The following is a 22,891-nucleotide window of genomic DNA, read 5'->3' as shown; positions in this document are numbered from 1 at the left end:
CAAATGTAATTAAACTATAACGCAACTAAAAACCGACTTACTAACAACTTGGACAATAATATTAACAGATTTGCATTATATTACATGAAATACCAATCTAAGAATAAAATAACGCATATAATTATGTTTCTTTTTCGCTTATATTTTCTATTTCATCTGAACAAAAAATAATTCAAATTATTAATACGCCATTTTATTATTAAATTGGTTTAATTTCTTTCTTTAAATGATTTTCACAAAACATAGCAATGCATTCCGTTGGATAATTGTTGTAGCTTCTTTCGCTATTGTATCCCTTATTTTATGGAAAACCTACGAGTTCTTTCAGCATTTTAAAGACGAAGAACGCACCAAAATGGAAAATTGGTCGTTTGCCCAAACAGAATTAGTTGATTCTGATATTGAAAAAAACACAAATTTAGATTTAACACTTAAAATTTTAAGTAGCAACAAAACTACACCAATGATAACCATTAATGAAGATGGTAGTGTAGGTAGCATTAACAATATTGATGAAAAAAGAATTAAAGATCAAGATTACATTAACAAACTTATTGAAAAATTTAAAACAGAAAACAACCCGATTTATGTAAAATTTGAAGGCAGAATTTACTCTACCATATACTATGGAAACTCACCTTTACTAAATAAATTAAAGTATTACCCACTTGCACTTTTGTTAATAATTGTTCTTTTCGGAGCCGTTATTTTCTTCTTTTATAGTAGTAATAAAAATGCCACTCAAAACAAGTTATGGTCTGGCATGGCTAAAGAAACAGCGCATCAAATTGGCACACCTTTATCTTCTTTAATTGGTTGGACTGAAATACTGAAAACAGAAAATGTAAATCCAGATTATATTGTTGAAATTGAAAAAGATGTAGACCGCTTACAAACCATTACTGAACGTTTTAGTAAAATTGGATCTATACCTGTTTTAGAAAAAGCTGATATTATAAAAGAAACCATTGAGTCTTACGACTATTTAAAATCAAGGTCTTCAAAACTTATAGATTTCGATTTAAAAATCCCTGAAGGCAAAATTCCCGTAAATTTAAATAAACAGCTTTATAGCTGGACGATTGAAAACTTAGTGAAAAATGCTATTGATGCTATGAAAGGCAGAGGGAAACTTACGGTTGAAATTTCACAACTTGAAAATGATGTTATGGTGAGTGTTACAGATACAGGTAAAGGTATTTCTAAAAAGGATTTTAATAGAATATTCGAACCCGGATTTACCACAAAGAAACGAGGTTGGGGCTTGGGCTTATCGCTTACAAAACGTATTATTGAAGATTTTCATAACGGAAGAATTAAAGTTTCTCAATCTGAAAAAGATAAAGGTAGCACCATACAAATACGTTTAAAACGCGCTAACTAAATGTATATTTATTATGGCTGAAAAACTAATTGACATTAAAAATGTTGCACTTAAAAACAACTGCCCAGAATGTTTTAGCAAGGATGGTTTACGCTTAATTTTTAGACAAAAAACAATAGAAACTAAATTCTATAAATCTATAACCTCAGAAATTAGTCATGAAATAACCTGTAAAACTTGCGATTCAATAATTTACCCGGTGCAATGGACTGATGATATTGAACGTGTTTTTGAATATCAAAAGAAAACGTTTACACCAAAACAAACCTCAACCTATATAAAAAACACACTTTGGATTATTATAGTTTCTAGCTTGGCAATAATTGCTCTAGTACTATTTTTATTATATTATTTAAGCTTATAACTCAGCTTTAATAGCTTCGGCTGTAGTTTCAAATTCTTCTTTCGACAACGTGACTTTTTGAATAAAACGTGCATCTTCCATAGATTGTAATGGAATTAAATGTACATGTGCATGTGGCACTTCTAAACCAATTACACTAACACCTACGCGTTTACAAGGAACAGCCTTTTTTAAAGCTAAGGCCACCGTTCTAGAAAATTGCATCAAGCCATTATAACTCGCTTCATCTAAATCAAAAAGCTTATCAACTTCTTTTTTAGGAATACATAAAGTATGTCCTTTAGCATTAGGGTTCACATCAAGAAATGCTAAAAAATCTTCTGTCTCTGCTATTTTATAGCAAGGAATTTCGCCGTTTACTATTTTTGTGAATATTGAACCCATTTTTAAATTTAATGAAAATTTCGCTTTACTCATTAATTCTAATTGAATAAAATTGTATTCGTGAATCTTTGATTTAGCGGAAATAGAAAACTATTTATCGTGATATTTCAACAATATCAAATTTCATGGTGCCATTTGGTACTTGTATTTCTGCAACATCGCCAACCGATTTACCTAACAAACCTTTTCCTATTGGTGAGTTAACAGATATTTTACCAGAAGCTAAATCTGCTTCACCATCAGCAACCAAAGTATAATTCATTTCCATACCATTGGTTTGATTTTTTATTTTCACTTTAGATAAAACTAGTGCTTTAGAAATATCCATTTGAGTTTCATCTATAACACGAGCACCTGCCAAAGCATCCTCTAATTTTGAGATGCGCATTTCTAACATACCCTGTGCTTCTTTGGCGGCATCATATTCTGCATTTTCACTTAAATCACCTTTATCTCTCGCTTCTGCAATCGCTCTTGAAGCCTTTACACGCTCAACATCTTTAAGTTGTCTTAATTCAGCTCTTAATTTTTTTAATCCCTCAGGTGTATAGTATGATACTTTACTCATAACTTCATCGTTTTACTTAATAAAAGATGCTGACAAACTTCAAATAAACACCTTGAAGCATTCAGCAAATAAAAAATCCCGCTTACACGAGATTGTATAACAAAAGTACGAAATTTTAGTTAAATATATATTGAAAACATTAATACACTTTACCTTAAGGTTTATTTAAAATTTTAAAAACGCACTAATGAAATTTACAAAATAACTCAGTCAATTTACTTTTTATTGTAAATTGCATTACATTTTTTATCAACTATGAAAAATATTTTTTATTCACTTTTTATCATTTTTTTTGTTGCTTGTAGCAATAATGATGAAATAAAAAATAATCCTAACATTCCTGATTACAATTTTAATACTGGGAGTTTAATAAATACGGATTTACCTCAATTCAGTCAATTAAAATTTGCCAACAACTATATTACTTTATATGATTCTTTTGGTGTAAATGGCATTGTGCTTTATCATCTTGGTGGTGAACAATACGTAGCTTATGAATTAACAGACCCTAACCATACGCCTAGTTCATGTTCAACTTTAACTGTTGAAGGAATCATCGCAACATGTTCTTGTGATGATGGTAATTCATATGAAATTTTAAATGGTATAGGAATTGACGGCACAACAGGAACATACACGCTACAACCCTATTTTACTGAAACTAGTGGAAGTATAATAAGAGTTTTTAATAATTAAAAACGACTTCAAAAAATTTGAAGCCGTTTTTATTCTTGCTTTTTCCCTTTTATTAAAACTTTAAAGTAGCGCCAACTAAAAAGTTTCTTGTTGCTTGCGGGTAATAACCAGTTCCTTCAATAGTTGTAATTGCGACTGGATCGGACCAAGTATCATCATAAGTATAATAATACCCATTAGACACATACTTTTTATTAAATATATTATTCACCAAAGCAGATAATACAATGGATTTGAACAATTTATTTGGCTTAATTTCGTAATTCACATTAAAGTCATTAACAAAATAGTTATCTAATTTAGATACATCTGAATCTACATTACCCATATATTGCTCTCCAACGTATTTACTTAATAATGATAACTGTAAACGTTCAGCAGGGAAAAAATTTAAAGCATTACCAATAACTAAATCTGGTGAAAACGAAATGTTTGTATTTCCTAGATCGACTAATTCCCCATTTATTTCAGAAGAAAAGTCTCTGTTTTTATTACTACTCAAACCAATATTAGTTGATGTGCTAAACTGTTTACAGAATTGAATATTTGCATCGACTTCTAATCCTAATCTAAAACTTTTTCCAGAAGTTGCTCGTATTGGACTACCTACATCATCCAAGCCACCAGTTAATACTAATTGGTTTTGATAAAACATATAATAAACGTTTGTATTTACGCTTGCGTTTTTACTTTTGTAACGCCAACCCAATTCAATATCATTAAGTGTTTCGTGTTCGGTTACACCGTTTTCAAAATCATCTCGATTTGGCTCTCGATTCGCTCTAGCATAAGACGCATAAAAACTATTAAAATCGCAATGTTTATATGTTAATCCTACTTTAGGGTTAAAGAAACTAAAATTAGCATCTGTAACAAATTCAGCTCTATCAGAATTTAAACCGTTAGTTTTATAACTTACAAAACGCCCTTGTAAATCTACAAATCCAGTTACTTTTTCAGCCAATTTAAATGTGGCTTTAGAAAATATACTAAAGTCATTTTTTGTAGCATCGCCATCGTAATAATGATCTCTAATATTTGTGCCCTCGGCTAAATCGCTTCCCCAAATAACTTCTCCAAAATGATCACCATCATAAGAACTATAGGATAACCCTGTAATAAGCTCAAGTGCATTTTGCTTGTATGTTACATTAGCATTCAACACATAGAAATTATTATCTAACCATCTGCGAACAATAATATCTGAATCTTCTTCAATTAAATTATTAAAATCTCCAGCTGATTCTTCTGGCTTATATTGCTCAAAATACCCTTTTCCTTTAGTGTAATTCAACCCTAAATTAGTAGACCAATTGTTATCGAAACGTTCATTCCAATGTAATTGATAATGGTCTTGCCAGTAATTATCGGTTTCATTATCATAAGTATATGGATTTTGACGACGATCTTCCTTTAGCTCATCTGCAGTTAAGCCAAACCAAGATTGGTATGTATACTCAACATTACCAAAAGTTAAGGCTTTAATTAAAGTATTATCATCTTTATAAACACCTTGAAGGAAATACGATTTTAAATCTGTAAATGCACGGTCTACATAACCATCGGAATCTATTTTTGAGAAACGACCTGAAACTTCAAAATGATCATTTAATAATCCTGTACTTAATTTTACGGTATGCTTTCTAGTGCCATAACTTCCAAAACTATTAGCAATTTCTCCGGAAGCCTCTTCTGAAAATGCATCGGTTAATAGATTTAAACTAGCACCAAAAGCACCAGATCCATTTGTAGAAGTTCCAACACCGCGTTGTAATTGTAAACTTTCTGTTGATGATGCAAAATCACCTAAATTCACCCAAAACGTTCCTTGACTTTCAGGATCGTTATAAGGAATTCCGTTAATAGTTACATTAACGCGAGTAGCGTCTGTTCCACGCACTCTAATGCCCGTGTAACCAACACCTGCTCCTGCATCACTTGTAGTTACCACAGAAGGCAAAAAATTTAACAAAACAGGGATGTCTTGCCCTAAATTTCGTTTTGCAAGTTCTTCTTTAGACACATTGGAATGCGTAATTGGAGAAGCTGCATCTACACGTACAGCATTTACTAAAACTTCATCTAATTTTTCTGTTTTAGTAGAATCCTGTTGTACTTGATTTTGTTGCGCATTGGCGCTGACTGATAACACTAAAAGTGTTAAAAAAAGAAAACTATTTTTCATTACGATTATGTTATAATCGAATAAAAAGAGGTAATTATTCTTTATTAATTAATAAATTATTTTTTGAACATAAATATTATTTAGTTAAAAGCCTGCTTAATAATTAGCTTCTCATAAAAAGCTAATTGTAGCTACAAAACTTATAGACTAGACAATATCTTAATGTTCGATTTCCTAAACAGCATTACCTGTTCTAGGTTCAATGGGTATGATCTCAGCCGATAATAGGCACCCCTTTTTTGAGAACGTTGCAAATGTAGTAACCAATTTTTAATTAACAACTAATAATTGCGGGTTTTTTAATCTAAATTAGGTTTTTGCCTATTTACCTTTTTCTCAGAATGTTTACGTTTGCTTTTAAGTCGTTTTTTAATAACAGACTTCGGAACCTTTGTAGGTTTACGCTTTTTTGGAACCTTTAAACCCTCTTTTATTAACTCTAAGAACCGCTTAATAACAAGTTGTTTGTTTTTATGTTGACTTCGACTTTCGCCACATTGTAAAATTAAAACACCGTCTTTAGTTAACCTATTTTTAAGTTTAACTACAAGACGATGCCTTTGTTCTTCATTAAAAGAAAGCGACTCTAATACATTAAAAGTTAATTCAACTTTTGAGGATACTTTATTTACATGCTGCCCACCACTACCCGAACTTCTTATTGCCTTGAAGCTTATTTCGTTCTGTATGGCTTCTTCATCAAACATTAAGACACTTGATGAACTGGCTTTAATAAATCATTTACGGTTTTTACTGGATTAAATGTTTCTAGAGGCACTTCTACAAAAATAGAGTTCCAATAGGCCATACTTCCGTTCCATAATCCAGGAAGCTCTAAAGCATCAATATCTACTCCGTTTTGGGTTTTTGTTGTAATAAAAGCAGCTTCAGCATCTATAAAATTAGATAAATCAAACTTTTTACCTTTATAGTCTTTAACTCCACAAACTAAATCTGTTGGATTAAAATGTGTGGCTTTGTAAACTATCCCTTGCTGATTCTTTTTACTAAAATTAATTTGTGCAAACTCAACTATTTGCAATGAAATATTGCCTTTTTCATCTTTAACCCAAAATGGTCCACCACCAGGCTCTCCCTGATTTTTAACCATCCCACAAACACGTATTGGCTTATTTAATTTATCTTTTAAATATGCTGTTTTTTCTTTATCGCTATACTCTTCAAAATCTGCAACAATAGGCACATTTAATCTATACTTTAAAAATAAAGCCATCACTTTAAAATCGGTATCAACTAAGTTGCCAGCATCCAATTTATTTAAATACTCAAATACTTTGTCTTGTGCTTCAACTAAAACACCAGCTAATAATTTCTTATAGTTTGAAACTTCTATATTTTTATTTGAAACTACAATATTATCTATGTTTTTAATAAAAATTATATCATTATCTAGAGTGTTTAAATTCTCTATTAAAGCACCATGTCCAGCTGGTCTGAATAAAATGGACCCATCTTCTTTTCTAAAAACATCATTATCTGATGTTAACGCAACTGTTTCTGTCGCTTCGTTTTGATATGAAAACGACACATTAAATGAGATATTTGTTTTCTCTTCCATAGCTTCCTGAATTCGTCCCAATTCATTTGAAAAATACAATTGGTGATTTTTTGAAACTGTAAAATGAAGATTTGCTTTTCCATTAGAAGATGCATAAAGCGAAGATTCAAATAAGTGTTCTTCAAAAGCTGTTTTTACATCTTCACCATATTTGTGAAATGGCAACAATCCTTTTGGTAAGAAACTATAATTAAGCCCTTTGGCATCTAGCATTGTTTTGACAAATTGTAAATATTTTTCATCCTTAGATAACGAATCAAAGTCTATATTTTCTCTTTTAATTTTAGAGATAACTTCTTTGTAAAAAGGAAACTTTTCTAATTCCTTCACAAAAAGTGCTATTAATGCATCATTTCTACTTTCGGCATAAACCTCAACACTACCTTTAGAAGGATTGAAATTTTGTAAAAACTGAAATAAAAACTTAAACATTCTAGTTGCTGCACCAGACGCAGGAACAAACTTTACTATAGATAAGTCCTTTTGCTTGGCCTCAAACAACTCAATAAATTCCTTTACCTCATTATCATCGTAGCTGTCAATACCCTTACCAATTGTTGCTGCTGCAACCAAATTAGAAAAGGTCATTCCATTTTTTAATCGCGATAACTGACCATTTACTGCATCAAGTGTGATGCCTTTGCTTTTGATTTGCTTAATATCTTTATCTGAAAACATTTTATTGTTTGGTTTTTAATAATTTATCTATGTGCTTTACAGCAGTTTCTAATCGTGTTTTCTTATCACCTTTTAAAAGTACATAAGGTTTTTTATATTTATCTAATGTATCTTGAAAAGCTTGAAACATTTCTTTTCTATGTTCTGGTTTATCCCTTAAATCGTCAGCTTCCCAAGGTGTGTCAATATAAGTTAAAAAATACATATCGTAAGTGTTTTCTAACGCATATTTTTCAAGTATTGGATCGCAACTCCCTATATAATAAGCTTCAGAATATACTTTTGTTTCTAACAAATCGGTATCACAGATTAAAACAGAGTCTGTTTTTTGTGCCAATTCGTTTTCAAGTTTCATTTGTCCTTCTGCAATGGGCAGTAAATCTTCTGGCTCACATGTTTTGCGTTCATCATTCCATTTATTTTGAAGATACTCACGGGCATATTCAGGCACCCAAACCGAATTATAATATCTAGCCAAATGGCGAGACAATGTTGTTTTCCCTGTAGATTCTGGCCCAAACAAAACTACTTTTATGCAGTTAGCGGGTTGTTGTTTATACTTTTCTTCCATGCAATATATCCAAAAATGGCAATAAATGTAAAACCTAAATATTGTAAACTAGTAAATGTAAACCCTTTATAAAAATACAAGGGAACAGATATTATATCTCCAATAATCCAGAAAATCCAATTCTCTAATTTTCGTCTTGCCATAAGCCACATACCTACAAAAAATATTGCAGTTGTAAATGTATCGGCATAAGCTACCCAACTTGTCCATTTATCAAATGTTTGGTAAACTAAATAAACAAATAACAGGGTAGCTAAAAATATAGCTATACTTATTTTTTTTTCGTTAAACGTCATTTTTGTAATTGGAGTCACGTGAGTTTCGTCAACTTTTAGAGTCCAGATGTACCAGCCATATATGCTCATTATAAAATAATATGCATTAATCATCATATCACCTAAAAGTCCCCATTTTAATAATAAATACACAAAAATTACCGTACTAATTATTCCTGTTGGAAAAACTAGAACATTATTTTTCTTAGAAAACAAAACCGACAAGAATCCAAAAATGACAGCTACTATTTCTAGAATAATATCAATTGTTTCATATTCGGCGTATTGACCAAAGAAAAACTCAAAAATGGGGTTCATAAGTACTTCTATTTGTTTTTACAACCTTCATTGTTAAGACACATATGTCTTGATTTTCAAACGAATTTTTTATTGCCTTATTCAAAAAAGGCATCAATTCATCATAGTTACCAAAAATTTGAGTGCTTAATGGGTTTTCTAAAACTGTAAACTTAGAATCGCGCAATGCTTTAATAAAATCTATTACATGTTGTTCAAAATCATCTTGTAATGGTGATAGTGTTAAATCAACTGATATTTCCATAATTAAGCCCTCTAAATCTCCAGAAAAGGGGAGAAACTGTTATATATTATTTTTTATTTCCGCGAAAGCGAAAATCTATTTATTCATTTTACCACAAATTCAAGAATATTTTCCATTTCTAAAAAATTAAATTCGTGTATTCGAGGTTATTTTATTAATTCATCAAAAAACAATTCATCTTCTTCAAAGGCAGTTCCAATAACAACCAGATCTGCTCCAGCTTTATATGCGTTTTCCAATTGATCTCTACTTCTTATACCACCTCCAACTATCAACGGAACATTCAACGCTTGTTTAACTTCTGCAATTATCAATTTAGAAAGTGCTTCTTTAGCACCACTACCAGCTTCTAAATATATAAGTTTCAAACCTAAAAATTGTCCTGCTTTGGCTGTATCAACTATATTTTGAATATCATGTTTCAACATTGGTTTAGTTCCAGTCACTTTTTCTACTGCTGTCTCCTTACCACTTTCAATTAAAATATATCCTGTTGGTATAATTTCTAAGCTTGTATTTTTCAATTTTGAAACCGCCTTTACATGTTTTCCTATTAAGTACTCTGGATTTCTTCCTGAAAGTAAAGATAAAAATAGTAATGCATCAGCCTTATCGGTTATTTGCGTAACATCTCCAGGAAATAAAACAATTGGTAAACGTGTATGTTTTTTTATTACTGAGACTAAAATTTCAGTTGCATTATCATTAACAGTACTTCCTCCAACAAAAAGATGGGTTGCAATAGATTTGTTTACTTTTTCAATAAATGGCTGAGTGTTGTCAATAGAAAATTTATCCGGATCAATTAATACAGCCAGCAATTTTCTACCATTACTAACAGCGTCTTGTATGTTTTTATAAACCAAATCCATTTAAGCTATAGCATAAGCACAAGTAAATCCTTCAAACTCTAAAAAGTGAATATTGTAACTGTGTTTTTTATCTTTATAATCAATCCAAGCTAGAGTTTCACTATCACCAATAGAAAAAGGAATAACTAAACAATGTTGTTTAAAACTTAATCCGGGTGTGCAAAAAAGCTTATAAAGTGATTCTTTTACGCACCAGATTACCGTCAATTTATTTATATAATCTTTGGTTTCTTCATTCAAATACTCAAACTCATAATCAATGAATTTATGAGCAATAACATTAATCTTGTCTCGCTGTTTTTCAATGTCAATTCCAACAATTAAATCACTTACAATAACTGCCGAAAAATTAAACGAATGGGTAATGGATATTTGTTTCCCATCTTTTAAATGTGGCTTACCATTATCATCATAAAACAAATCAGCATCAGAATACCCAAACTCTTGCAACAAATGGCGAACACTTAAAAACCCTCGTTGATGCAATTCGCTTTTCATTCCTAAAACACGTTCCATCGAATTTGGTTTCAACATCACCTTACTCATTAAATCTTCGTAAGACTCAGTTATCTTCCAGATTTTAACAATAGTTTGTGAATTTGGAGTAATGGTTTTATATAAAGGCATTTAATATTTTAAATGTTATTGGTTATCTTTGCAAACTCTAAGCAAAAAGTATCATTTCTAGAGGCGAATTTAAGTATTTTAAGTTCCAATCACAATGATGCTTAGAATTAAAAAAACAAAAGAAAATTACTATGAGCACAAAAACAATTCCTTACTTAGCCAGCAAAGTAAAAGATATATCTCTTGCTGATTGGGGACGAAAAGAAATAGAATTAGCCGAAGCAGAAATGCCAGGACTAATGAGTCTTCGTGAAGAATACAAAAACGAGCAACCTTTAAAAGGTGCGCGTATTGCTGGTTGTTTACACATGACCATTCAAACAGCTGTTTTAATTGAAACCTTACAAGCTTTAGGTGCAGAAGTAACTTGGAGTTCTTGTAACATATTCTCTACACAAGACCAAGCTGCTGCTGCAATTGCTGCTGCTGGGACTGCTGTGTATGCTTGGAAAGACATGACAGAAGAAGAATTTGATTGGTGTATTGAGCAAACCTTATTTTTTGGCGAAGACAGAAAACCATTAAATATGATTCTTGATGATGGTGGCGATTTAACTAACATGGTTTTAGATAAATACCCAGAATTAGCTGCTGGAATTAATGGTTTATCTGAAGAAACTACAACTGGAGTTCACAGACTTTATGAGCGTGTAAAAAATGGAACGTTACCAATGCCAGCCATTAACGTAAACGATTCTGTTACAAAATCTAAATTCGATAATAAATACGGTTGTAAAGAAAGTGCAGTAGATGCTATTCGTCGTGCTACCGATGTTATGTTAGCCGGAAAACGTGTAACTGTTTGTGGTTATGGCGATGTTGGTAAAGGTACAGCAGCCTCTTTTAAAGGCGCTGGAAGTATTGTAACTGTAACAGAAATCGATCCTATTTGTGCGCTTCAAGCGGCAATGGACGGTTTTGAAGTAAAGAAATTAGAAACTGTTGTTGCAAATTCAGATATCGTAATTACCACTACAGGAAATAAAGATATTATTCAAGGGCGTCATTTCGAAGCTATGAAAGACAAAGTTATTGTATGTAACATTGGGCATTTCGATAACGAAATTGACATGGCGTGGTTAAACAAAAACCACGGAAACACAAAAAATACCATAAAACCTCAAGTAGATAAATATACCATCAACGGAAAAGATGTAATCATACTTGCCGAAGGCCGTTTGGTAAACTTAGGTTGTGCTACGGGCCACCCAAGTTTTGTAATGAGTAACTCGTTTACAAACCAAACTTTAGCGCAAATTGAGCTTTGGACTAACGCAGATGCTTACGGAAACGATGTATACATGCTACCAAAAGCATTAGATGAAAAAGTAGCAAAATTACACTTAGCTAAAATTGGTGTGGAGTTAACAGAACTTCGTGAAGATCAAGCAAGCTATATTGGTGTTACTGTTAATGGACCTTATAAGCCAGAACATTATAGATACTAAAATCGATTTTGTCATTCTCACAAAGGCGGGAATCATATAAATTGAAACTAAAAACGAAATCCCAAGCAGTAATGTTTGGGATTTTTTTATTTGGGCGTTACCACAAGGGTCGGGCTTTACGTTACAAGTCCTCGCACCTCCTTCGTCGGGCTGTGGGCTTTTCTCTGCAATCCCTAACGCGGAAATTACCATCCAATAACTAATATGCAACTCCGTTTTTATTCAAAAAACCAAAGGTCGGTCTCCTTGTGCAACTTATTTCTTAGGATGCACCAAAGTCATCTCATCAATTAAATGTTTTGCTCCAGCATATTTATCAATTATAAAAAGGACATAACGCAAATCGACCATAATGTTTCGGCAAATTTCTGGATCATAATAAATATCACTCATAGTGCCCTCCCAAACACGATCAAAATTTAAGCCAACCAAATTACCTTCGGCATCTATAGCTGGACTTCCTGAGTTACCACCAGTTGTATGATTGGTCCCTAAAAAACAAACAGGTAGCTTCCCGTTTACATCAGCATATTGACCATAATCTTTTGCCTTATATAAATCTCTTAACTTTTGCGGCACATCAAATTCGTAATCTCCAGGTACATACTTTTCAATAACACCATCTAAATATGTAACAGGGTTATAGTAAATAGCATCTCTAGGCGAATAACCATTTACCTTTCCATAAGTAATACGAAGGGTACTATTAGCATCTGGAAAATATCGCTCTTCTGGCATTGCCGTCATTAACGCTTCCATATATTTTGCCTGTAGCGTATTGATTTTCGAATTAATTCGTTGATATTCTGGTTCTAAACTCGTGTAGAATTCCACAATCATAGGTTTTGCGTATATGTATGCAGCATCTTTATTAAGGTTTTTCAACACCGTTTTAGCACTACCTTCCAACATATTTAAAGCAGTATCCAAATCTGTAAATGCGGTTTTATCATATATTGAAGCATCAATTTTATCAGAATAAATTGGCATTACACTTTCAAAAACACCCTTATCCACATTCACATTATAGTTTTTATGAATTCCTTTCAAGCGGTTTATTACTGAGGCTTTTGCTTTTTCAAAAGCAGCATCACTTTTGTTAGCGGCATTTTCCATTTGCGCTAACTGAAACATCATATACATGAGTTCGTTCGTTCTTATAAAAACTTCAACAAAACCATTTCGCTTTATATTAATCGTTTCGAATTCTTCATATAAAGTTTCAAATTCCGATAAAACAGTTCCATATTTATCTTCAAGACCTTTCTCTTTTACAGCTTTTTTAAAATCAATTTCAAACTGACGTTTTATATCTATAGCACCACTTTTTTCAATACCTTGAGTTTCTCCTATCCACTTTTTCCAAGCATTTGCAATTCGTGCTTGTTTTGATGCGTATTGAATCCGTATTTTGTCATCAACTTTCATATGAGCATCAATCACTTTTAAAGCAGCTTCTCTTATGGCAATATTTGACGGGTTTACCTTTTGGGTTATTTGCTCAACAGCCACAGTTGGTAAATATTCATTTGTACGACCTGGAAACCCAAATACCATAGTAAAATCTCCTTCTTCAATACCATCTAATGATACTGGTAAAAAATGTTTTGGTGTATAAGGCTGATTATCTTTACTATATTCTGCCGGACGATTATCTTTATCTGCATATATCCTAAACATTGAAAAATCGCCAGTATGCCTTGGCCAAACCCAATTATCTGTATCACTACCAAATTTACCTATACTGCTAGGAGGCGCTCCCACTAAACGGATGTCTTTAAAACGCTCTGTAACAAACAAATAATACTGATTACCTTTATAAAATGGCCTTATTTTAATGTCTTGCCAATCTTCTTTCTGGACTTTTTTTACAACTCCATTTCTATTAATATCAATTTTAGATTGTTTTTCTTTTGAGCTTAAATCTTCGGTAAGACCAGCAAGCATAGCATCGGTAACATCTTCAATTCTAACAATAAACTCTACATACAGGCCTTCGTTTGGAATTTCTTCATCAAAAGACATCGCCCAAAATCCGTCTTTCAAATAATCATTTTCTAAAGATGAATGTGATTGAATTTGACTAAAACCACAATGATGATTTGTTAGCAATAGTCCCTTAGGGGAAATAACTTCGCTAGTACAACCACCATTAAAATGGCCAATAGCATCTTTAAGACTAGAATTATTTACGTCGTAAATATCTTTAGCCGTTAAGTTACTACCAAGGCTTTGCATTTCGTTTTCGTTCATTCCCTCTAATAATGAAGGAATCCACATACCACCTTGTTGAGCAGAAACTTGAATAATAATAAAACAGAGAATAAACTTTAAAAACCGCATAGTATAATTTTTAATTCCTGTAAATATAAAAAAAGATACTTGAACTACTATTAATCAAAACTACAGCAAATTAATAAAATTTATAAGTGACGACTATCAATTAATATAACAGAAGATTTACAAGTACAATCTAACCCGATAAAAGATTATTAGTAAGAAGAAATAGGATAATAAAAAACGGTTTAATTAATTATTCATCAACCATATCCTCTTCAAAATACCACCATAAACTAGACTCTATAGATTGTTTCATTTTATTAATATCAACGCCTTCTTTTAAAAAAACCGTAATATTTTCACCTACTCGGTTTTGCCCCATGCTTTCTCTTAATTCTATAGTTTCAATCTCATTAAAATGCTCTAAATGCTTTTTAATTCTAGTACATAAAGATTCTTCACTTAAAAAAATCTTAATGGTAGGTTGCGTTGGGGAATTTCTAATTTCAGATCTAAAAGGTAGCATAATCAAAAAGTTTTAAATTAAACGAAAGACAAATTGCAAATGCAATAGCTTAAAGTTAACGATTTAATTAATACCTTAATAAAATATTTTTACTTATGGCTAATAAACGTATCGACATTTTAAACCAAACCTTAAGCAGACTAGAGGATCAAATCCCTAATAAAGAACTTAAAAACGGCTCAATTTCTAATGCTAATGTCGGGTGGCAATTAGACCATGCTTTAAAAGTTTTTAATGCCGTTAGTGAATGGACTGAAAACTCTAATCCGGATGATTATAAGTATAAATTTAGTTTTTGGCGCAGTATTCTATTTCCTTTAGGCTATTTTCCTCGAGGCAAAGTAAAAGCACCCAAACATGTTATGCCGCCAGAACTTATTAAAACGGAAGATTTAGAAAGTCAATTACAAACAGCTAAACTGCACATTCAAAAATTAGATACACTTCCTAATAAGGCTTATTTCAAGCATTTTATTTTCGGAATGCTGACTAAAAAACAAACCCTTCGTTTTTTACAAATGCATACCAATCATCATTTAAAAATTGTTGATGATATTTTGAAAGCATAAAAAACACTTGTATTAAAGCACTAAATTCTGCGTATTCTATGATAGAAAACAAATAGTTTTCGTTAAAAATCATGCGACAAATTTATAAGTGTCTACAAAAGGAGAATCTCTATTAATTACAGCAAAAATTCGACCTATAATTTTACATCTCACATTATTTAGAACCAACATTTTATTTTTCCCCTCATCTTGTTTTCTTAAGTAATAAGCTTTTAATTGTGCATCATGCTTTACGGCTGATAAGGCGCACATTTGAAGTAAAGACTTCATTGTTTTGTCTGCCATATGGTTAACTTTAGTACCGCCTCTAATACTTGAGCCCGAACTATACTCAAAAGGAGCAACACCTGCATAACAGGCCAGTTTTCTAGCCGAAGAAAAAACCTCAAACCCTTTTGTGGCTATTATAAAATATAGAGCCGTTTTCTCGCCAACGCCTTTAATACTTTTTATAAGTTCAAATTGCCGTTTTAGTTTAGGAGCTTGCTTTACAATCTCTCGCATCTTAGCCTCAACAACCTTTAAACTTGCTTCTAGAAACTTAATTGTTTTCTTGTTCTGGGCCTTTACCGTTTTATAAACATCCGATGCCGTAAAACCTTCGTTCTCTTTAGTTGTTTTAAATATCAAAATTGTTTTCTTGAGTTTCTCGCATTCAGTAAAAAGTAATTTCAACTGCTGAATCGCTTTCTCTGGAACACTTGAAAGCTGAAGCTTATCTATATGACGAATACTATAAAAAGCAATGTCCTTAGCATCAGATTTATCGCTCTTACCTCTTGATATACCTTTGGAACGCTTAATTTCCACTGCCGGAACTATCCAGTAATCAAACTGATTCTCAAAACAGAAACAGCTTAAAGGAAAGGTGTAAATACCTGTGTTCTCAAAACAGAATAGCGCTTGTTCAAAGTCTATCCCACACTTTTTTAAAAGACTAGCCATACGCTTTAACCCTTTGGAATTATTGGTAACCACAAAGTGCTCTTTGATGGTGGTATCGCGCTTATCAAGTAAAACAACGTCTAGTTTTAATTTTGAGATGTCGATACCTACATGAAATAAATAATTTTTCATAATTTTATAATTAAGTAAATTAAAATGTTGAATGTCTTTAGAACCTTTATTAGATCTCTTATATCTACTATTCTATTTGAAGCTTTTCAACAATAATTCAAACAGAAAGCAGAGGACTGATACGCAAGCTAAGTCTATACTTAGTTAGGGATATAGTTCACCTCTGTTTTCTTTTGAAGAAATTTAAGGTTTTATCTTAATTACAAACTAAAGGTTAGGGATTGAACGGCATGTTTGAGCTCACCGACGCAGGAGGAAGCGAGTAGTGAAAGCCCGGCCCTTGTGGTAACGCCCAACTTCTAGATACTATTCTGATAAAAAACAGGAATCACTCGAAGTGAAATGTCTAGTTATTAAAACTAAAAAACCCTCTCTGTCTCCAGAAAGGGTTTTAAATTTTAAAGAAAATTATTTCTTAAACCTCAAAAGGCTCAATAGAAACGTAAGATCTGTTATCTTTTTTCTTTGTAAATTTTACAACACCATCTACATATGCATGTAATGTGTGATCTTTACCTTGGTATACATTCTCACCTGGGTGATGTGTGTTACCACGTTGTCTTAATATAATGTTTCCAGCAATAGCAGCTTGTCCACCAAATATCTTAACGCCTAAACGTTTCGATTCTGATTCTCTACCATTCTTAGAACTACCTACTCCTTTTTTATGAGCCATTGTCTTAAGTTTTTATATTGTTAATATTAAGCAGTTAGCAATTAAGCTTTACCACCATCTAATTCGTCTTGCCATTTTTTAAGCTCATCCCACTTACCATCAGCAGCTAATTTAGCTTGTGCTGGCCAAGTGTCAGTTACGTGGTTTCCACGAACACCTGCGATGATTTCTGAAATCTTAGCAGCATCAGTCTTTGCTAATTCAGCAAATGTTGAAATACCTGCTTCAACTAAAGTTGATGCGATTTTTGGACCAATACCTTCAACTTTTTTCAAGTCGTCAGCTTTTCCTGTTGCTTTTTTAGCAGCAGCCTTAGGTGCAGCTTTTTCAGCTTTAGGAGCAGCAGCTTTCGCTTCTACTTTTGGTTCAGCTTTTTTAACTTCTTTTTTAGGAGCAGCTTTTTTAGCTCCAGAAGCAGCAATACTTTCAATTACGATTTCAGTTAAAGATTGTCTGTGTCCGTTTTTTACACGGTAACCTTTACGTCTCTTCTTCTTGAAAACTATTACTTTATCACCTTTAAGGTGCTTTAAGACTTTTGCACTTACTTGTGCTCCGTCTATAGCTGGGGCGCCTACAGTTACATTGTCACCATCGCCTAAAAGAAGTACATTATCGAAAGAAACTTTCTTACCTTCTTCTGTTGCTAAACGGTTAACAAAAACTTTTTGGTCTTTTTCAACTTTAAATTGATGCCCTGCTATCTCTACAATTGCGTACATAGCGTAACGTTTTTATTTATTAATTTGTTTAAAACTACCTTTCCAATTTTGGTTAGGCGGGTGCAAATATACTGCTAATTAATTAATTTACAAACGATATCATTTATTTTGAGCAAGATTACCGCTCTTTTTAAAAAGTTGCATGACTGTAAGCGAAGAAACTACTGTTGTTGCAAACCCCATTACAGCAACTACAAAGGTTACCATACCAATATCTGCATTGAATCCACCTTTTATTTTTTGAAGCAATTCAGGCAGGAATTCACTATTAACTTCGGTGGCGTAAAACAAAAAGAAAACGGAAAAAACAATAGTCGCTACAAAACCTGTAATAACACCTGTTTTAAACCCTTCACCATAAGAGAAATTGTCTAGGTTTTCAAGTTTACTTAATCGTACAGCTTCATAAATTCCAAATCCTGTTATAATTGCATTTACCAAACTAAATGCAGGATTTGTATGTTTATCTACTAATGCTAACACCAAAAAATAGGCTATTAATACAGCACTAGTAACTAAACCAAAACGAATGGGAAGTGATAAATTTTTCATATTTAAAAGGGTTGATTTACTTAAATTTCGTAAAAAATCTTGAATAAAAATAATTTTACAACAAAAAAATACATTGTAAACCCTTGATTACGAATACAATTATGTTTTTTTTGCTTGCTTTTTGTTAGACAAATACACACCTAAAAAAATAATTAAACTTGCCATGGCTTGCAACCAACTAAAGGTTTCTCCATCAAGAACTCCCCACATTAAAGCGACTATTGGCATTAAATAAGTTACAGATGATGCAAAAACTGGAGTAGACATTTGTACCAATCTATTAAACAATATTTTAGCTAAAGCAGTACCAAACAAAGACAAAACGGTAATGTATACCATAGACATTTTAAAATCTGGATGATTAAATGTGTTTTCTGAAAAGAAATCTGTAAATAACAATACAATAACTGCTGGAATAAAAATAACAACAAAATTTCCTGTAGCTAAGGTTAATGGTTTTACATGCTGCAAATATTTTTTTATAATATTTACGTTTGTAGCGTACATTAACGTAGACAAGATTACAAAAATAGCAAACCAATAATTTTGGTTTGGATTTAAATCTGCGCCCTTTAAAATCAATATCGTTGTTCCCAAAAAGCCAATAACAACACCAAAAATTTGTCTTTTAGTAGAGTTTATTTTAAAAATAGCAAAGCCTAACAAAATAGCATTTAAGGGTACTAAAGAATTTAAAACAGAAACCACAGCGCTGTCAATTTCAGTTTCAGCAATTGCAAAGAAAAAAGCAGGAATAAACGATCCCAAAACTCCAGAGACAACCAGCCATTTCCAATCTGCTGGCTTTATTGTGTTTATAGTTTTAAAGCCCATTGCAAATAAAATGACACCCGTAATTACAACTCTTAAAGCTCCTAATTGGTATGGTGTTAGCCCTAAAAGTGCTTTTTTAATTAAGATGAACGAACTCCCCCATATTAATGAGAGAACAACAAGATATAACCATTTAGAATTTATACCACCCATTAAATTAATTTTGACAGCACAAAATTCAGCTTTTTAACACAATAAACCACATAATTTACTAGTTTTGTAACATAATCTTTTAAAGACAATTTTTAATGAAAACTATAAAACATATTTTAATACTTGCACTAATTGCATCTTTTGCTTTTAGCTGTAAAAATGAAAACAAACCTGAAGTAAAAACTGTTGAAGTTGAAACTGAAGCAGTAAAAGAATTAGATCCTAATGCAACTTATGCGAAAGCAGAATTTACTATTGATGGTATGACATGCCAAATAGGTTGTGCTGCTACAATACAAAAGAAAATATCTAAAATGGATGGTGTAAAATCTGCTACTGTGAGTTTTGATAAAAAACTAGCTATGGTAGAATATGATGAAGCTAAAGTTACACCTACCACACTTGAAGAAGCTGTAACTAAAGTATCTGATACTTACAAAGTAAGCGATATGAAAACAGTAGATAGCTTTTCTTCAAAAAAAGCATGTAGTGCTGATTGTAAAAAAGAAGGTTGTAAAAAGGGCGATAAGACAGCTTGTAAAAAAGACTGCAAAAAAGATTGTACTGGTGCAGATAAAGACAAAAAAATGGCTTGTAAAGTAGATTGCAAAAAAGCATGCTGCGATAAAAAAGTAGCTTAATAATTAAGCGAAAAACATATTAATAAAATAGGCTTCTCAATTGGGGAGCCTTTTTTATTTCCAAGTTACAGTTTCCATTATCCGTTTTATGTCCTTTTGCAAATAACTAGCAGCAGGTAAAATAGAATCGTAATTAGGTTTCGCGAAGAAATACAATGAGCCTGTTAAGAAATGATTCACACTATCTGTAACGTAAAACTGTGCTGGAGATGCTACATTACCTTTAACTTCAGATAACATACCATATACCTTCCTTTCTTTGTTTTCAAATGGATAAGCAGGAATTTCATCAGCTTTTTTAGTATGCTCTAAAGTAAACTTCTGCGCATCTCTTAAAAAGTCTTTTAAGTTTTCCTTATCTTTTTCAATGGCTTTATACGTTAAGAATATAGTGCCTTTTAGAGCTGGATATTCCAAATTAACACCGTAGCTTTTAGTTGGCGCTTTTAATTGTTTAGACACCACTTTTGTGGCTAATAAGTTTTTTTCAAAAGCAAAAGGTAATTCTAAATTGTCATCAACATATTGTGCATTTGGATATTCTAATCGCAGTTCTGCTTTTGGTTTTGGCACATAATCTTCTCCACAAGAAAAACAGAATACAACAACCAATAAAATAAGACTTTTTTTCATCATTAGATTAAAGTAAATTTAACAAGCTTTATTCGTTTCTTATCCATAGCTTCTATAGTGAAAACGTAATTTTTGAAATTTATTTTACTATTCAATTTTGGAAAACTCCCAGATATTTCTAAAACAAAACCCGCTATAGTTTCAGCTTCTCCTTTATTTTCTTCAAAAACAGTTTCGTCTTCAAGTTTAATAATCCTATAAATATCCTTTAATGCTGTTTTCCCCTCAAACACATAGTTGTTATCATCTAACTTAGAATAGGTTAAATCCTCATCATCAAACTCATCACTAATATCGCCTACAATTTCTTCAATAATATCTTCTAAAGATATCAATCCAGAAGTTCCACCATACTCATCTACCACAACGGCTAAATGGACTTTCTTTTCTTGAAATTCTGCCATTAAATCATCTAGCTTTTTGTTTTCTGGCACAAAGAATGGCTCACGTAATAAGGTGGTCCAATCAAACTGTTTTCTATCAATAAAAGGCAATAAATCTTTTACATATAAAATCCCTTCAATGGTATCTAAGTTATCTTTATACACGGGGATTCTAGAATACCCATTTGAAATAATCTCTGGCATAATTTCAAGATATTTCTGTTCTATATTCAAAGCAAAAACATCAATTCGCGGACGCATAACTTGTTTTGTATCTGTGTTCCCAAAAGACACAATACCTTGTAAAATTTTATGTTCTTCTTTGGTAGTATCTGCTTCGCTTGTTAACTCTAAAGCCTGCGACAGCTGGTCTACGCTTAAATTAGATTTTTGTTTTCCTAGTTTGTTATGAATCCCTAAAGTAACGCTTCGCATTGGCAAACTAATAGGCGATAAAATAACATCTAGCACCTTTAGCGGATATGCCATAAACGTAGCAAACTTTAAGTTGTTTCTACTAGCATAAATTTTAGGCAGAATTTCGCCAAAAAGCAAAATTAAAAAAGTGACAACCACTACCTCTATCACAAACTTTATTTTAGGGTTAGCGATTTCACCAAACATAAAATCACCTAAAAAAGCAAACAGAATAACAATAGCTATATTTATAAAGTTATTAGCTACTAAAATAGTTGCCAATAATTTTTTAGGCCGTTCTAAAAGCTGCGATAAGATTTCAATACGTTTTGATTTTTGTTCTAAACCGGCTTCTACCTCACTTCTATTTAATGAAAACAAAGCCACTTCGGCTCCAGAAATAAGTGCAGAGCAAAGCAAAAGCACAAATAATAAAACAAAACTAATAACAACTGAAACATCAATTGCCATAATTAAAAGTATAAAACTCGCGGGGTCAGGATCCAATTACTACTGGTTTAGTTAAACATAGAATTCTCGACAAGTTATCGAGTATATTATTAAAACGGAAGATCGTCATTATCTTCTTCAATAGGTTCGCTACTAGTTTTTGTGACAACAGCTGGTGTTTCTGGTTTTTGAGCTACCGGTGCATTTGCCCCACTCTCCTTTTTGGTTGTAAGAAAGGTAAAATCATTACATTGAATTTCTGTTGAATATCTATCATTTCCCTTATCGTCTGTCCATTTTCTGGTTTTCAATCTGCCTTCAATATATACTTTATCGCCTTTGCTTAAATATTTCTCACATATTTCGGCCCCTTTATTTCTAACAACTATATTATGCCATTCTGTATTTGTAATACGCTCGTTAGTTTGTTTACTCACATACGTTTCACTTGTTGCAATAGGAAACCTACCTACGCAACCACCACCTTCAAAATAATGCATTTTAACATCATCACCTAAATTCCCGATAAGCATCACTTTATTTAACGTACCTGCCATAATATTTGTTTTTTTAAGAGAAAGCAAAAGTAAATAAATATTTATTCATTTCTTTACTTTTAGATTCCCGATGTCTTGGGAATGATAACTTAAAAAGGAAACTCGATTTTTTAATCAAGAGCCACTTATTAAATTACTTAATTGCTTTGCGTTTTTTAAAATTAATAAAAAAACTTGAGTTGGTTTGTGTTTTAATAATAATTAATTATTTGATAGAATCTCATTATA

26 protein-coding genes and 1 riboswitch are annotated in these 22,891 nt (G+C 32.0%); of the genes, 6 read left to right on the top strand and 20 right to left on the bottom strand.

Going from position 1 to position 22,891, the window contains the following annotated elements:
• Positions 1-226: 226 nt before the first annotated feature.
• On the top strand, positions 227-1,384 hold the full coding sequence (locus tag SJY43_RS05710) for a sensor histidine kinase (protein ID WP_396602883.1): 1,158 nt from the start codon (positions 227-229) through the stop codon (positions 1,382-1,384).
• 13 nt (positions 1,385-1,397) lie between these two features.
• A complete protein-coding gene (locus SJY43_RS05705) occupies positions 1,398-1,748 on the top strand; it encodes a hypothetical protein (RefSeq protein ID WP_396602882.1) in 351 nt (116 codons plus the stop codon).
• Here the strand turns inward: SJY43_RS05705 and SJY43_RS05700 are convergent.
• Complete coding sequence (locus SJY43_RS05700; protein ID WP_396603393.1) at positions 1,743-2,132, bottom strand: HIT family protein; 390 nt, start codon at positions 2,130-2,132, stop codon at positions 1,743-1,745. The genes SJY43_RS05705 and SJY43_RS05700 overlap by 6 nt on opposite strands.
• A gap of 94 nt (positions 2,133-2,226) precedes the next feature.
• Positions 2,227-2,700, bottom strand: a complete 474-nt coding sequence (greA, locus tag SJY43_RS05695) for a transcription elongation factor GreA (protein WP_396602881.1) — start codon at positions 2,698-2,700, stop codon at positions 2,227-2,229.
• Between the two features lie 255 nt (positions 2,701-2,955).
• Here greA and SJY43_RS05690 point away from each other — a divergent pair, with 255 nt between their 5' ends.
• Complete coding sequence (locus tag SJY43_RS05690) at positions 2,956-3,396, top strand: hypothetical protein (protein ID WP_396602880.1); 441 nt, start codon at positions 2,956-2,958, stop codon at positions 3,394-3,396.
• Positions 3,397-3,448: 52 nt separating this feature from the next.
• Here SJY43_RS05690 and SJY43_RS05685 read toward each other — a convergent pair whose 3' ends face one another.
• The 8 genes from SJY43_RS05685 to SJY43_RS05650 form a co-directional block, all read right to left on the bottom strand.
• On the bottom strand, positions 3,449-5,581 hold the full coding sequence (locus SJY43_RS05685) for a TonB-dependent receptor (protein WP_396602879.1): 2,133 nt from the start codon (positions 5,579-5,581) through the stop codon (positions 3,449-3,451).
• Between the two features lie 154 nt (positions 5,582-5,735).
• Positions 5,736-5,827: riboswitch (TPP riboswitch) on the bottom strand.
• Between the two features lie 53 nt (positions 5,828-5,880).
• Positions 5,881-6,288 carry an alternative ribosome rescue aminoacyl-tRNA hydrolase ArfB gene (gene arfB, locus SJY43_RS05680; protein ID WP_396602878.1) on the bottom strand — a complete coding sequence of 136 codons (408 nt, stop codon included), beginning with the start codon at positions 6,286-6,288 and terminating at the stop codon, positions 5,881-5,883.
• Complete coding sequence (locus SJY43_RS05675) at positions 6,288-7,838, bottom strand: DUF4301 family protein (protein ID WP_396602877.1); 1,551 nt, start codon at positions 7,836-7,838, stop codon at positions 6,288-6,290. The genes arfB and SJY43_RS05675 overlap by 1 nt, the downstream gene beginning before the upstream one ends.
• A gap of 1 nt (position 7,839) precedes the next feature.
• Positions 7,840-8,409 carry an AAA family ATPase gene (locus SJY43_RS05670; RefSeq protein WP_396602876.1) on the bottom strand — a complete coding sequence of 190 codons (570 nt, stop codon included), beginning with the start codon at positions 8,407-8,409 and terminating at the stop codon, positions 7,840-7,842.
• Complete coding sequence (gene pnuC, locus SJY43_RS05665; protein WP_396602875.1) at positions 8,370-9,002, bottom strand: nicotinamide riboside transporter PnuC; 633 nt, start codon at positions 9,000-9,002, stop codon at positions 8,370-8,372. Before pnuC ends, SJY43_RS05670 begins: the two co-directional genes overlap by 40 nt.
• On the bottom strand, positions 8,986-9,246 hold the full coding sequence (locus SJY43_RS05660) for a thiamine-binding protein (protein WP_396602874.1): 261 nt from the start codon (positions 9,244-9,246) through the stop codon (positions 8,986-8,988). Before SJY43_RS05660 ends, pnuC begins: the two co-directional genes overlap by 17 nt.
• A 146-nt stretch (positions 9,247-9,392) precedes the next feature.
• A complete protein-coding gene (locus tag SJY43_RS05655) occupies positions 9,393-10,118 on the bottom strand; it encodes a geranylgeranylglyceryl/heptaprenylglyceryl phosphate synthase (protein WP_396602873.1) in 726 nt (241 codons plus the stop codon).
• Positions 10,119-10,745 carry a 4'-phosphopantetheinyl transferase family protein gene (locus SJY43_RS05650; protein ID WP_396602872.1) on the bottom strand — a complete coding sequence of 209 codons (627 nt, stop codon included), beginning with the start codon at positions 10,743-10,745 and terminating at the stop codon, positions 10,119-10,121.
• 131 nt (positions 10,746-10,876) lie between these two features.
• On the opposite strand from SJY43_RS05650, the gene ahcY reads away from it, so the two are divergent.
• Entirely contained in the window at positions 10,877-12,193 is a 1,317-nt protein-coding gene (gene ahcY, locus SJY43_RS05645; protein ID WP_396602871.1) for an adenosylhomocysteinase, read from the top strand.
• A gap of 255 nt (positions 12,194-12,448) precedes the next feature.
• Here the strand turns inward: ahcY and SJY43_RS05640 are convergent, their stop codons facing one another.
• Complete coding sequence (locus tag SJY43_RS05640; protein WP_396602870.1) at positions 12,449-14,536, bottom strand: S46 family peptidase; 2,088 nt, start codon at positions 14,534-14,536, stop codon at positions 12,449-12,451.
• Between the two features lie 190 nt (positions 14,537-14,726).
• Positions 14,727-14,999 carry a hypothetical protein gene (locus SJY43_RS05635; protein ID WP_396602869.1) on the bottom strand — a complete coding sequence of 91 codons (273 nt, stop codon included), beginning with the start codon at positions 14,997-14,999 and terminating at the stop codon, positions 14,727-14,729.
• Between the two features lie 95 nt (positions 15,000-15,094).
• Here SJY43_RS05635 and SJY43_RS05630 point away from each other — a divergent pair, with 95 nt between their 5' ends.
• Positions 15,095-15,568, top strand: a complete 474-nt coding sequence (locus SJY43_RS05630) for a DUF1569 domain-containing protein (RefSeq protein ID WP_396602868.1) — start codon at positions 15,095-15,097, stop codon at positions 15,566-15,568.
• A 69-nt stretch (positions 15,569-15,637) separates the two neighbouring features.
• Here the strand turns inward: SJY43_RS05630 and SJY43_RS05625 are convergent, their stop codons facing one another.
• The 5 genes from SJY43_RS05625 to SJY43_RS05605 form a co-directional block, all read right to left on the bottom strand.
• Complete coding sequence (locus tag SJY43_RS05625; protein WP_396602867.1) at positions 15,638-16,645, bottom strand: IS110 family transposase; 1,008 nt, start codon at positions 16,643-16,645, stop codon at positions 15,638-15,640.
• Positions 16,646-17,060: 415 nt separating this feature from the next.
• Positions 17,061-17,321 (bottom strand): 50S ribosomal protein L27, encoded by a 261-nt coding sequence (rpmA, locus tag SJY43_RS05620; protein WP_396602866.1) that lies wholly within the window; start codon positions 17,319-17,321, stop codon positions 17,061-17,063.
• Positions 17,322-17,362: 41 nt separating this feature from the next.
• A complete protein-coding gene (rplU, locus tag SJY43_RS05615; protein ID WP_396602865.1) occupies positions 17,363-18,043 on the bottom strand; it encodes a 50S ribosomal protein L21 in 681 nt (226 codons plus the stop codon).
• 99 nt (positions 18,044-18,142) lie between these two features.
• On the bottom strand, positions 18,143-18,595 hold the full coding sequence (locus tag SJY43_RS05610; RefSeq protein ID WP_396602864.1) for a DUF4199 domain-containing protein: 453 nt from the start codon (positions 18,593-18,595) through the stop codon (positions 18,143-18,145).
• 99 nt (positions 18,596-18,694) lie between these two features.
• Positions 18,695-19,582, bottom strand: a complete 888-nt coding sequence (locus SJY43_RS05605; protein ID WP_396602863.1) for a DMT family transporter — start codon at positions 19,580-19,582, stop codon at positions 18,695-18,697.
• A 95-nt stretch (positions 19,583-19,677) separates the two neighbouring features.
• On the opposite strand from SJY43_RS05605, the gene SJY43_RS05600 reads away from it, so the two are divergent.
• Positions 19,678-20,223 (top strand): heavy-metal-associated domain-containing protein, encoded by a 546-nt coding sequence (locus SJY43_RS05600; RefSeq protein WP_396602862.1) that lies wholly within the window; start codon positions 19,678-19,680, stop codon positions 20,221-20,223.
• A 54-nt stretch (positions 20,224-20,277) separates the two neighbouring features.
• Here the strand turns inward: SJY43_RS05600 and gldD are convergent, their stop codons facing one another.
• Genes gldD through SJY43_RS05585 form a run of 3 tightly spaced genes read right to left on the bottom strand, consistent with a single transcriptional unit; the run spans position 20,278 to position 22,663 of the window.
• The gene (gldD, locus tag SJY43_RS05595; protein ID WP_396603392.1) at positions 20,278-20,856 is read right to left on the bottom strand and encodes a gliding motility lipoprotein GldD; all 579 of its coding nucleotides are present in this window, start codon (positions 20,854-20,856) and stop codon (positions 20,278-20,280) included.
• 2 nt (positions 20,857-20,858) lie between these two features.
• The gene (locus tag SJY43_RS05590) at positions 20,859-22,163 is read right to left on the bottom strand and encodes a gliding motility-associated protein GldE (protein WP_396602861.1); all 1,305 of its coding nucleotides are present in this window, start codon (positions 22,161-22,163) and stop codon (positions 20,859-20,861) included.
• Positions 22,164-22,216: 53 nt separating this feature from the next.
• A complete protein-coding gene (locus SJY43_RS05585) occupies positions 22,217-22,663 on the bottom strand; it encodes a single-stranded DNA-binding protein (RefSeq protein ID WP_396602860.1) in 447 nt (148 codons plus the stop codon).
• Between the last annotated feature and the right edge of the window lie 228 nt (positions 22,664-22,891).

The organism is Algibacter sp. R77976, from assembly GCF_044594645.1.
GTDB lineage: Bacteria > Bacteroidota > Bacteroidia > Flavobacteriales > Flavobacteriaceae > Algibacter_B.
This window is presented reverse-complemented; position numbering and strand designations above follow the sequence as displayed.